This is a genomic window from Brachyspira hyodysenteriae ATCC 27164 (assembly GCF_001676785.2).
GTDB classification, from domain to species: Bacteria; Spirochaetota; Brachyspiria; order Brachyspirales; family Brachyspiraceae; genus Brachyspira; species Brachyspira hyodysenteriae.
In genome coordinates this window covers 2885392-2898718 of record NZ_CP015910.2, presented here as the reverse complement: position 1 = coordinate 2898718, position 13327 = coordinate 2885392, and the positions used below count along the sequence as shown (strand labels likewise).

The following is a 13327-nucleotide window of genomic DNA, read 5'->3' as shown; positions in this document are numbered from 1 at the left end:
TTTATATAAATGTATAATATGTATTGGTTATTATACATTTATCAGTTAAATCTTAAAAAAAATCAAAGAAATTTTCTTTTTTTAAAAAAAAAAATTTGACAACGTCATTTTTATTGTTATATTAATACTGGCAATATTTCTTAATAAACATATTTTTTAAATTAAATGCAATTAAATAATTTTAATCATAGAGGTTTTTTAAAGAATGAAAAAAATACATAGTTTATCATTTAAAGTACCAATTATAATAAGTTCCATCATTTTTATTACAATAGTTACATTGGCTTCTATTTCAATTTGGTCTTCATCAAGAGCTATAAGAAAAGCAGCATTAGAAGGTTTTTCTGCTACAGTTTCAGGTTATTCACATATGATAGATATGGTGCTTCATGAGCAGAAATTAGCGATAGCAACTTATGCCCAATCAGGTACATTAGCTAACGGTATAACAGGTATAGATGATCCTGTATTAAAAAATGAAGCTTTAAAGAGATTAAAAGATTTTGCTTCAGTAAATACTTATGCCATAAATATAGGATTAGCAGATATGAATGGAAAAGTTTTGTTTGATAGTTCTAATCCTAAACTTGTAGGAGCATCTATAGCAGAAATTCATAAACATTTATTTTCGTTTATGAAGGCTAATAATTATAAATTTTCTTTTGATAATTATACAAGCATATCATCTACAACAGGCGGACAGGCTTTATTACTTTGCGGAGGAGTGAAAAATTCTCAAGGAGATTTTGTAGGTTTAGTTTATATCAACTTGGATTTAGGAAAAGTAAATAAAGACTTTATAGGAAATTTAAATATTAACGGACGCATAACAGTTGCTAATAGAGATGGAAACATTATATTATCATCAGATAGTAAGCGTATAGGTGGGAATTTACCTGATGTTTACAGTATAATAAAAACATCAAATGAAGGAATAATAGAATCTTTTGATTATGAAGGTCATGAAGGCAAACGTTCTGCAGCTTATAAAAATGTTTCTTTAATGCCTTGGGCTGTTATATTTGCAAAATCAGACAGTGAAATATATAAAGAAATAAAATATACTATTCTTCGTACTGTGATAATCGGACCTCTCTTTATAATATTATGTACTATATTAATATTCATGTATATTAAGAGTATTACCAAACCTTTAGATGAATTAGTTCTTATATCAAGAGAAATTTCTAATGGAGATTTAACATCTACTCATAGAAATATAAAACGTAAAGATGAATTAGGCGTATTAGCTAACTCGTTCTTCGATATGAGAGATAGACTTTCAGATATTATTATTAAAGTAAGAACTTCAGCGGATGAAATAAGAATAAATGCTAAGGAGCTTTCTTCAGGAAGTGTTGATTTATCAAAACGTACAGAGGCGCAGGCTGCAAGTTTGGAAGAGACTGCTTCATCAATGGAACAAATGGCTTCTACAATAAAATCATCTGCAGATCAGTCAATAGAAGGTAATAAAATGATGATAGATTCAAGAGAAGCTATTCAAAATGCCGGTGAAATAATACTTGATACTACTAAAAATATAGAAGAAGTTTATGATGCCAGCACTAAAATTAAAGATATTACTAAAATAATAGAAGATATTGCTTTCCAAACTAATATACTTGCTTTGAATGCGGCAGTAGAGGCAGCAAGAGCAGGGGATATGGGTAAAGGTTTTGCGGTTGTAGCTAGTGAAGTTAGAAATTTGGCTCAAACTACTCAGTCATCAGTGAAAGATATTACTCATTTGGTAGATAATGCCTATGAAAAGATAAATAAAGCTACAGAATCTGCTAGAGTTTCTCAGGATATATTCAGCGAGCTTCAGGGAAAAATAGAAAATACAGCAAAAATAATGCAGGATATAAGCTCAACAGCAGTAGAACAGCATGAAGGTGTAGAGCAGGTTAATAGAGCAGTTACAGATATGGATACAGTAACTCAGCAGAATGCCGCTTTAGTAGAACAGGCTTCAGCTTCATCTACTTCTTTACTTAATCAGGCTGAAGAATTAGTAAATGCTATGAGCTTTTTCAAAGTTTAATATTTCATTTTAATGCATATGTTAAAGGGTTATTTCCTAATGGAAGTAACCCTTTTTGTACTTTTTATGTTAGATAAATATAATAAAAAATATTTAAATTCTAATTTTTAATAAAAAATTGTAATTTTTTTCTATTTTTATATTTAAATTATTCGAATTAAATATATATTAAAACAATTATTTTTTTATTAAGGTTTTTATGTATGAGAAAAATGAATAGTTTCAAAAGCTTATCTTTTAAAGTTCCTTTTATTATAAGTATTATTATTTTTGCTACAATTTTTATATTAGGTACGCTTTCAGTATTATCATCTACAAGGGCTGTAAAAAGAGCAACTTTAAATGGTTTTAAATCTACAGTTTCAGGATATGCTTCTATGATAGATATGGTGCTGCATGAACAGCTGTTGGCTATTGATACATATTCTAAATCATCAACAGTATTTAATATTCTTTATACTAATGATGTAAATGTGAAACAGCAAAGTATAAATAGATTAAAAGATTTTGCTTCTGTAAATAGATATGCCCTTAATATGGGATTAGCAGATGTTAATGGAAAGGTAATAGTTGATAGTGATAATCCGTCTCTTGAAGGTACATCTATATCTGATTCTGACCCTCAATTATTTACAAGATTAAAAGCAAATAATTATAATGGTACTTATGCTGATGTTACTACAAAAGATTCTCAATCTATACTTCTTTGTAAAGGATTATTCAATTCTGCAGGAAACTTGATGGGTATTGTTTATATAAATATAGATTTAGGAAAAGTTAATAAAGATTTCATTGATAATATTAATTTTGACGGCGATATAACAATAGCAAATGATAAAGGTATTATCATGCTTTCGTCCGATCATAACAGAATCGGTACTTCATTACCTCAAGTTTATGAGATAACAAAGACTACATCAGAGGGTGTTATAGAATCTTATGTGTTTGGGAATAATAAAAATAAACGTTCTGCTGCTTATAAAAATATAACTATAATGCCTTGGTCTGTTATATTTGCAAATTATAATAGTCAAATTTATAAAGATATAACAGGTATAATTTTCAGAACATCTACAATAGGACCATTTTTTATAATATTAGCATGCTTTATAGTTTCTCTTTATATAAAGACTATAACCAAACCATTAATTTCGCTTGTATTATTTGCTAAAGAAATATCACAGGGTAATTTGGTTTATGAACATCAGAATATTAATAGAGAGGATGAATTAGGTATGCTTGCAAATTCTTTCTTTAATATGCGTGATGTACTTCTTGATATTATTATGAAAGTTAGAGTGTCTGCTGATGAAATAACTAATAGTGCTAGAGCTCTTTCAAAAGACAGTGAAGACTTATCAAGAAGAACAGATACTCAAGCATCTAGTTTGCAGGAAACAGCTTCATCAATGGAAGAGATGGCTTCAACTATTATATCATCTACAAATAAATCAGTAGACGGAAATAAAATGATGATTAACTCAAAAGCTTCTATTGAGCATGCAGGAAGTATAATTTTAGATACAGTTCAAAATATAGAAGAAGTTAATGAAGCTAGTACAAAAATAAAAAACATTACAAAAATAATAGAAGATATAGCATTCCAAACTAATATACTTGCTTTGAATGCTGCAGTAGAAGCGGCTCGTGCCGGAGATCAGGGAAAAGGTTTTGCTGTTGTAGCTAGTGAAGTTAGGAATTTGGCTCAGACTACTCAGTCATCAGTAAAAGATATCACTAACTTAGTTGATAGTGCATATGAAAAAATTACTAAAGCTACAGAATCAGCAAGAGAATCACAAGAGATATTTAAAGATATTCAAGATAAAATAGATGTAACTTCAAAACTTATGGACGATATAAGTACAACAGCATTAGAACAGCAATCCGGAGTTCAGCAGGTTAATAAAGCAATAACAGATATGGATGCAGTAACTCAGCAAAATGCCGCATTAGTAGAGCATACTTCTGCATCATCTAGTTCTTTGCTTACTCAGGCTGAAGAATTAGTTAATGCTATGAGCTTCTTTAAAGTATAAATTTTTAAAAATATAAAATTATAATAAAAAATAATAGGCTGTCTTTTTAAAAAGGCAGCTTATTATTTTTTTAATGCCAATAATTAATATTTTTAATATACAATACCTATGTATTGTATATTAAAAAACTTGACAAGTTATATATTGTATTGTAGCATTGAAAAAGTTTTTTTATTTATAAAAAAATTAGGAGGTAAAAATGAAAAAACTTTTAATTATTCTTTCTATTGTCTTTATAGCCGCATGCGCTGCAAATGCAAAAGGGCAAGTTTCAGTACCTGGAGTTGAGAAAAATACTAAAGAAGCTCATGAGTTTTTGAAGGCAGTTAAAGGAAAAGCTATTGTACCTTTAAGATCTATAAGAGGATTTCCTGCTGGGTATTTTAAGGATAATGGAGATATAGCAAGCCGTTACCATGAGCCTGTTCTACAAGGTGATTTAATTTTTATAGGTATGTACAATAACTATGCTGTATATACAAGAAAAATACGAGAGGGAAAGAAACTCGTAGATGGATATACACTTATAAGTTTATCTGAAGATAAAAAGCTTTTTAGAGTATATCTTGAGTCAAATGATTATATTTCTGAAATTTATAAATGGAGAGTAGCAGGTTCTGATTGGAAGAATTATCCTAAAATGGAGATATCAGATATAGGATTAGGAGAGAGACAATATAATAAAGATGATTATGTTTATAAGATTACAGATGATGAATATGACAAGAATGATTTTAAGAACTAAATAAAATTATTTATAAAGCGGGCAGAAATTATATGTTTTTGCCCGCATATTTTTTATTATGACTCTTATTATAACTTAGAATTTGATACTTAAAAATTACAACATCCAAAAAAACTTATCAATTAATAAAATGATTTCATCAAACAAAATTTATGTTTAAAAAATATATTATTTTAGGCTTATTTTATAAAAAGAATTTGTTTAACTAATATTAAAACTTAATCTTATCTGCTTAATATTATAATTTTGGGATATAATTAAAAATGAGAAACATAAACAGAATGAATGATTATTTTATTAGATACCTGTTAGCATCTGAAGGAAATGAGGACATACTTGAAAATATAGTAAACTCTGTACTTAAAGATTTAGGATTTGAAGAAGTTCATAATTTGCATATCATTAATCCTCATAATCTTCCTGAAAATATTAATTTAAAAGAATCTGTACTTGATGTTAAAGCCATTACAAAAAGTAATAAAAAAATAATTATAGAAATACAATTATCAGGCAATATAGATTTTTTGAAGAGAATATATTATTATATATCTAGAAATATAGTAAGTGAAGTGGATGAAAAAGAACCATATGATATAATTAGTGAGGTTATAAGTATTAATTTCGTTAATTTCAATATGGATTTTAATGATGAAGGTAAGCCTCATAGATGTTTTAAATTAATAGATATAAAAAATCCTAATGTTGTTTTAGATATGGTACAGATGCATATATTGGAAGTTCCAAGATTTAAAAATATTTTATATGTTTCTAGTATTGAAGATATAAAGAGAAATGAAATATTATCTTGGATAGAGTTTTTTACAGCAAAAGATTTATATGAAGTAAAGGAAAGGTTAAAGGAGGCAAACTGCATAATGTCTAAAGTAATTAATAAATATGAACGTTTCATATCAAATGAAGATGAAATGGAAGTCTATAATGCCAGAGATGCTTTTTTATATGGTCAAAAGGTTATGCTTAAGAGAGAGCGGGAAGAAGGCATAAAAGAAGGTATAAAAAAAGGGATGGAAGAAGGTGTGGAGAAAGGTAAAAAATCTGAGCAGATTACTATAGCTAAAAATTTAAAAAATGCAGGTATAGACATAAATATAATAAGTGAAAATACTGGTCTTAGTATAGAAGAAATAGAGAATCTCTAATAAATATAAAGCATATATATAATATTTTATTATTATGTTACCTTTTGTTACAATAATAATAAAAAAAATGTAATTATTTTTTTTATAAATACGATAATTCTAATAAGTAAATTATTATTTATTATAGTTGTTAATTAACTAATAAAAATTATATATTAATTAAGTTACTATGTTTTTAAGTGATAAACGAGCAGCTGATAACTGACGAAGGAAGTTGTCAGCTATGTCTTAGCGAGTTTATCCCTAGCAACAATAAAAAATTATTATTTTTAAGGAGCATAATAATGTCAACAAGCTCATTTTTCGGTATAGAATTAGGTAAAAGATCTCTCCAAAACTTCAAAACAGCTTTGGAAGTTACAGGTCATAATATAAATAATGTTGCAACTAAAGGATACAGCAGACAAAGAGTAGTAATGCGTACATTTGATAAGCCTTTAGAACAGCCTAGTTTGAATAGAGCTGAACGTGCCGGTCAAATAGGACAGGGTGCTGAAATAACTACAGTAGAAAGAATAAGAGATCAATTCATTGACTCTAAAATAATGATGGAGCTTGGTACTGACGGTTATTGGAAAACAAAATCAGACTATTTAAAGCAGTTGGAAGCTATATATAATGAACCTGGCAATGCTAATTTAAGAAATGACTTAGATGCTTTCTGGGATTCTTGGCAGGAAATGGCTGCTAATCCGGCTGAAAGAGGCACTAGAATGGTGCTTGTAGAGAGAGCCGACAGAATAAATAATTCTATTAATCAAATGTTTAATCAAATGAACGGTATGCGTAATAATTTGAATAACTTAGTTGAAAATAAGGTTAAGAGAATTAATGATATATCAAATTCTATAAGAGATTTAAACGTAGAAATAGTAAAACAGCAGGCATTAGGACAAAGCCCTAATGATTTATTAGATAGAAGAGATTTACTCGTTGATGAGCTTTCTTCTCTTGCTAATGTTGATATAAAATCTGTTGATCCTGATGAAACTATGATTTATATAGGCGGAAGAGCATTGATTCAAGGTAATGTTGTAAGTGAATTAAGTGTTGAAAGAAATATAAATAATGAAGGAATGTATGATATTTATTGGAAAAAAGATCATGTTCAGGTTCAGTTTGAAGGCGGAGAATTAAAGGCTTTAATGGAGCTTAGAGATGTTGATACTGTTGATGCTATAAATGATTTAGATACTTTTGCTATGAATTTGGCTGACAGTGTAAACGAAATACATAGAAGCGGTTTCGGACTTAATCAGGAAACAGGTATTGATTTCTTTACAGTTACAAAAACTACTCCTTCTGTAATAGGTAATTTTGATATTAATAATGACGGACAGGAAGATTCTACTATAATGTTTAAAGTAAGCGGTATTAATTCAGTAGATTCTACATCAAGCATAGGAAGCAGCGGAACTTTAGTATTCGGTAATAAATCCAGAGAAGGCGCTGATGTAGCTATAGATTATACTGCTCAAATGAAAGTAGGTGAGTTAATAGATAAAATCAATTCAAGCGAGGCTAATGTTTCAGCTTATTTAGATGATAAAAACAGACTTGTTCTTAAAGCAAGAGGTTTTGATGATTATATGAGGCCTTCATATTTCATTAAGCATATAGAAGATTCAGGAGATTTCCTTGTAGGAATTACAGGCGTATTGAATCAGTCTGGTGCAGCTGGTGCTTATAATTGGCAGACAATAGATCAAGTTAACCAATTAGCCGGTGATTTCAGAAACTTTACAGTTACACCTGACAGACATCCTGCTTCAGCAATTGCCGTTAATGATATCATTAGAAACGATATAAATTACATAGCAGCATCTAAAGGTATAGATACTACAGGAAACGGCTTTAATGATAAATGGAACGGAATAGGCGATGGTTCTAATGCATTGGCTATAGCTAATTTGAAAACTAAAGAGATAATGGTAGACAGCAAATCTACATTCAATGATTTCTATACAGGAAGTTTGGCAAAAATAGCATCAAGAACAGAAACTGCTAATGCTGAAACTGAAAAACAGACAGTTGTTATGGAATATCTTGAAAAATTAAGACAGTCAGTATCTGGTGTTAACTTGGATGAAGAAGTTGCTCAAATGGCTATGTATCAGCATGGTTATAATGCTTCCGCTAGGGTTGTAAGCGTTATGGATCAGCTTCTAGATGTTGTAATAAATAGAATGGGTGTGTAAGTAATATATATATTTTTTTTGAGGCGGTATCTATATTTTTTGATATCGCCTATTTTTATATTTAAAATTTAAAAACTAATTTTTTTATTAATATCTCTTTACAGCTATTAGTTTTAAATATATTATAGATATAATTCTTTAAAATATATACTTCCAATGCCGATATTAATTAAACAGGAGCATTTTGAAATGGGTATAAAGATTCGTATAATTTTGATAATAGTTGGAGTTATGGTTTTAGTGGCTTTCAGTACCAACTTTTTGAGTAATACTTTAAATACTGAAACTTTTTCTGCTATTATAGAAAGAAGTTTGGATTATAGATTTAAATTAATAGAAAAAGAATTTGAATATAATATAATTTCAGCAAGAGAAGAAGCTGCAAAAATATCTACAACGCTTTCAGTTGATTATAATAATATAAAAAATTATCCAATTGAAGAAAGAGATGAATATTTTAGAAATTTTCTATCAGCTACTGTAAATGAATCTCAATTATATTTTAATAGAATAGTTAGTGTTTTATTTCACCCTGCAGTTATGGGCGATGGTAATGAGCCTTTTACAATTTATAGATATTCCACTTTCAATAAAGAATTCACTAAAATAAATACCACAAATAAAGCTATGTGGGATACTTTAACAAATACTTATGGACAGACTTATAAAAGCATATTACGCAGACAAATATTAAAGCCTTATATGATTAGTGAAGGTCCTCATATCGGTATAACTTTTAATATATCATCTACAATACCGGATATGCAAAATGAAGAAAGAATTATAGGACTTGCAAATGTAGGAGTACTTTTTAATTATTCTACAGAAAATATAAAAGATATACTTGATATAGAAGGTGCAGATATAATGGTAATTGATAAGAAAAATTCAGCCATTATTAATTCTAAAAATCCTGATATAGTAAATTCAAGAATAGATGTTTTATTCCCAGAGTATTATGAAATATTTAATTATAATTTATCTACAGGATACAGCAGAACTGATGATATAGAAATAAATAATACATTATATAAATCCTATGTTGCTAATATTGCAGGACTTATAAATATAGTAATGCTTATCCCTAATTCATATTATACAGCACAGATAAAAGATATGAATAATGCTATATTCTATACTATTATAATAGCATTCTTAATGGCTATAGTTACTATAATCTTCTTTATTAAATTGTTATTTAGTTCAATAACAAAAATATCAGATGCTATAGGTAATTCAGTTGATAATAAAGACTTAACAGTTAAAATACCTGCTATTTCAGGAAGTGATGAAATAGGAGAAATGACTAAATGGGTTGGACTTTTAAATAATTCATTGCAGTCGGTGCTTTCAAGTGTAAAAAGAACTATTTTAACTTCTAAAAAACAAAGTGATACGCTTTCTCAGAAAATCAGCGATAACTTAGAGATAATATACGGAATTAATAATAACATAGAAGTTATTAAAAATAATGTTAATGATGAATTGAATCAGGTAGAAATAGTAGAAAGCAGCAACCAAAATATGCAGGAATATATATCTGCCAATACTAATAATATTGATTCGGTTGAAAGAGATACTAGAGAACTTCAAAGCAAAATCATTGAAGAAGGTGAAAATATAGAACAGATAGCCGCTTCAGTTGAGGAAATGAGTAAAACTATTGAAAACATAGACTCTATTATTTCTAAAGCTACAAACAAAGCTAAGGACTTATCATTAGCTTCTGTAAAAAGTAAAGAGAAGATGCAGGCAACTTCTATGGCTACAGGCGATTTGAGAAATGCATTAGGATTCATTTCCAATTTCGTAAGTTCTATTAGAAACATAGCGCATCAAACAAACCTCTTGGCTATGAATGCTGCTATTGAGGCTGCACATGCCGGAAAATACAGTTCAGGTTTCGCAGTAGTTGCTGAAGAGATACGTAAATTATCTGAGGTTTCTAACGAACAGGCTGATAATGCTAATAAAGTTCTTCAAAACATAGAAGAAAAAATCATTATCACTACTAATGACTTAACAGAATCTACTGAACAATTTGATATACTTACTAAAGATGTACAGGAAGTTACAGAGATTATGGACACAGTGCATGTATCTTCTGTAGAGCAATTAAAGGCTATTAATGAAATAGTAGACTCTATTACTAAAATCTCTCAGTCAAGTGATCATATTAAAACCCAATATATTGATATGGCTGATAAACTTGGAAATATAAAAAATAGTCTTGAATCTCTTCATAATATTTCTATATCTACATCAAAAACTATGAATAAACTCAAAAATATATCTGAGTCTATACATACAAGTGTTGTAAGTATTTCTGATAGTTCAAATGATCTTTCTACTTCTGCAAATGTTATGAATAAATTTGCTAATGATAATAATAAGTTGTTGTCAGAACTTGAAACAGAAATATCTCAGTATAAGATAAGAGATATAAAAACTAAGAAAGATACAGTTACTCAAAGAGTAAGAGGTATAACATTAATCATATTAAAAGAATTTATAAAGACAAAATTCGGAGAAGAAGGATATCAAAAATGGGTAACAGCTATGGAGCCTTCATCTGCTTTAATATATAAAAATGAAATATCAAGTAAGGAATGGTATCCTTATATGACTTCATTCCATAAGCCTTATAAGTTGGTATGTGATTTATTCTATTCCGGTGCTAATACAGGTATTAAAGAGATTTCTGAATATCATTACAGACAGATAATACCTAAATATTTGACACATTTACTATTCTTTATACCTAAGCATTTTACTTTAAGCTATGCAGCTGAACATATATTCCCTGATCTATTTGATCCGGCTAAAATAGAATTAATTAAGGCTAGAAGAAAATTATTAGTAGTTCATCTTACAAACTTTAATGAAGATCCTGAAGTTATTGAACTTGCTATACTTGCTTGGTCTAGTCTTTTACTTGAGTCTATTACTCATATTAGATCTAGTATGGAGATTACAAAGTCAATTAAAGATGGTGAGATTTATACTGAATTTATACTTAAATGGTAATATAATAATTAAAAATTAAAATTAATAAATAAAATGAGGTAGAGAATTCTGCCTCATTTTTTATTTAGACTTTATAATTTTATAATATAGTTTGTTGTAAAAAATTAAATTGTAAAGTTAAAACACTTATAAATTTTTAAAATTTATATATAATATTTAAAAAACTATAATTTATTTTATAAAAATAGGATTAAATATGAAAGTTAATAAGTACATTGTATATAGTATAATTTTTGTATTAACATTATTATTAATAATATTTTATATACTTGGCAGAATTGATAGAAAATGTTCTTTTGGTGATATGAAATTAGTAGAAAGAATAAATGATACAAGATATTCTTATTCTGTAAGAATACAATATTATGATAAAATATTTAGAAATAGTGATATATATGGTGTTTACATAAATAAGAAAAAATTACCTGATAATGTTATAGATATATCATTTACAGGATATGGCAGTCCATTTGGTAAAATTGTAACTTCAAATGAAATAAAAGATGGTAAAATAGATAATGTATACTATTATTTAAAAATAAAAAAAGAGATATATACATTATTTGCAGCAATTATATTAATACTCATTTCCATAACTAATATTCATTTATTTGATAGGTTTAAAGATTTTATATACAATAATTACTTTATAATATTTTCTATGATAATTATATTTATATACCTGATATTTCTTGATAGAGGGTTGCTAGTATGGGATGCCATTAATTATATATCAAGAGGTATAGATATATTCTATAAAAGAGAATTATTTGAATATCCTGCTACTATATTTTCGATTATAACTACCGTTACTACTATGTTTTTATTTGGAAATACTCAGTTATCTTATTTAATTATTATAAGTTTAATTCCTACTGTATTGACTGTTGTGTTTTCATATAAATTATTAAACAAATTTATTGATAAAAATATATCTGTATCTATTTTATTAATTTTATTTGTTATATTATCGTTTGAAACATCGTATATTTTGGTTCAAGCATATACAGACGGTTGGCTTCTTATGTTTATTGTTTTATCAATATACTTTATTTTAGAGAGCAAAATATTTATATCAGCAATATGTATGGCCATTGCATATTTCTTTAGATCTTCTTTAGCATTACCATTAGGAATATTTATACCATTATTATTGGAGTATAATAATAGCTTTAAAAGTTTATTCAGTAAAAAAAGTATAATATCGTATATTAAATATTATTCTGTATTGATAGTATCTATAATATTGTTTCAGCTAGTTTTAAATTTATTTATTAATAGCAATAATGTAGAGGGAAGTGATTATTTAGTAGTATTTAATATATCAAATTTAACTTTATCCAATATAATGAGTGCTTTTTTAATTGTTATTAAATTTTTTAGAGATTCTACAATTCCTCTTTTTGTATTTTCAATTATCTCTTTATTTTTGATTACCAAAAAAAATCTAAATATAGAATTAAAAAAATTATCTTTGATAGGTATTATATATTTTATGATTTGTACTTTGGCTACTACAAGATTGGTATTATTAGGTTATACACCATCAAAAGGAGAAAATAGATATTTTATTTATCCTTTATTAATTTTATCAATATCTTCTATATCATTATTGTATGAATATTTTAAATCTAAAAATATATTTTTGAATATCAAAACTTTTTTGATAGTATCATTATTATTAATAAGTATTGTGAAAACTATGTTATTAACAGATAATATAACTAATTTTTTTACGAATATTAAATCATATGACTATAGTACAGATTACCCTAATATAGAAGATGATGCTAGTATAGCTGTTATGAGTATTATGGCGCAGGGAACTTTAAATTATATATTTAAAAATCAGAAATGGGGATATGAATATATTGATTTTTATAAATTTTACACTAATGATAATTCTAAATATAAATATCTTTTTTATGATAGTTATATAGTTCAAGATGAGAATTATATTATAGAAGATGAATATGGAAATAAGTTTCAATTGATATGGCAGTCAAAAAAAGGCGGTAAGTACACTCTTTATAAGAATATAAATAATTAATAAAAATATTTTAATATATTACAATATGTAAAGTAATTTTATTATAAAAAATATTGCAAAA

At 27.1% G+C, this 13327-nt stretch carries 7 protein-coding genes; all 7 read left to right on the top strand.

Annotated features, from left to right (window positions below):
- Positions 1-205 precede the first annotated feature (205 nt).
- The 7 genes from BHYOB78_RS12615 to BHYOB78_RS12585 all read left to right on the top strand — a co-directional run bounded on the left by BHYOB78_RS12615 (position 206) and on the right by BHYOB78_RS12585 (position 13266).
- The gene (locus tag BHYOB78_RS12615; RefSeq protein ID WP_020064696.1) at positions 206-2047 is read left to right on the top strand and encodes a methyl-accepting chemotaxis protein; all 1842 of its coding nucleotides are present in this window, start codon (positions 206-208) and stop codon (positions 2045-2047) included.
- A 212-nt stretch (positions 2048-2259) separates the two neighbouring features.
- Positions 2260-4086 (top strand): methyl-accepting chemotaxis protein, encoded by a 1827-nt coding sequence (locus tag BHYOB78_RS12610; protein WP_028331347.1) that lies wholly within the window; start codon positions 2260-2262, stop codon positions 4084-4086.
- Between the two features lie 199 nt (positions 4087-4285).
- Positions 4286-4831 (top strand): hypothetical protein, encoded by a 546-nt coding sequence (locus BHYOB78_RS12605; RefSeq protein ID WP_020064694.1) that lies wholly within the window; start codon positions 4286-4288, stop codon positions 4829-4831.
- A gap of 263 nt (positions 4832-5094) precedes the next feature.
- On the top strand, positions 5095-5991 hold the full coding sequence (locus tag BHYOB78_RS12600; RefSeq protein ID WP_020064693.1) for an Rpn family recombination-promoting nuclease/putative transposase: 897 nt from the start codon (positions 5095-5097) through the stop codon (positions 5989-5991).
- 284 nt (positions 5992-6275) lie between these two features.
- On the top strand, positions 6276-8189 hold the full coding sequence (gene flgK / locus BHYOB78_RS12595; RefSeq protein WP_020064692.1) for a flagellar hook-associated protein FlgK: 1914 nt from the start codon (positions 6276-6278) through the stop codon (positions 8187-8189).
- Between the two features lie 189 nt (positions 8190-8378).
- Complete coding sequence (locus BHYOB78_RS12590) at positions 8379-11216, top strand: methyl-accepting chemotaxis protein (protein WP_012671163.1); 2838 nt, start codon at positions 8379-8381, stop codon at positions 11214-11216.
- 196 nt (positions 11217-11412) lie between these two features.
- Positions 11413-13266 carry a glycosyltransferase family protein gene (locus tag BHYOB78_RS12585; RefSeq protein ID WP_012671162.1) on the top strand — a complete coding sequence of 618 codons (1854 nt, stop codon included), beginning with the start codon at positions 11413-11415 and terminating at the stop codon, positions 13264-13266.
- Positions 13267-13327: the final 61 nt, after the last annotated feature.

Bases quoted from the DNA above. Each gene is read 5' to 3' on its own strand.
- BHYOB78_RS12615 (WP_020064696.1), top strand. From the start codon at position 206: ATGAAAAAAATACATAGTTTATCATTTAAAGTACCAATTATAATAAGT.
- BHYOB78_RS12610 (WP_028331347.1), top strand. From the start codon at position 2,260: ATGAATAGTTTCAAAAGCTTATCTTTTAAAGTTCCTTTTATTATAAGT.
- BHYOB78_RS12605 (WP_020064694.1), top strand. From the start codon at position 4,286: ATGAAAAAACTTTTAATTATTCTTTCTATTGTCTTTATAGCCGCATGC.
- BHYOB78_RS12600 (WP_020064693.1), top strand. From the start codon at position 5,095: ATGAGAAACATAAACAGAATGAATGATTATTTTATTAGATACCTGTTA.
- flgK (WP_020064692.1), top strand. From the start codon at position 6,276: ATGTCAACAAGCTCATTTTTCGGTATAGAATTAGGTAAAAGATCTCTC.
- BHYOB78_RS12590 (WP_012671163.1), top strand. From the start codon at position 8,379: ATGGGTATAAAGATTCGTATAATTTTGATAATAGTTGGAGTTATGGTT.
- BHYOB78_RS12585 (WP_012671162.1), top strand. From the start codon at position 11,413: ATGAAAGTTAATAAGTACATTGTATATAGTATAATTTTTGTATTAACA.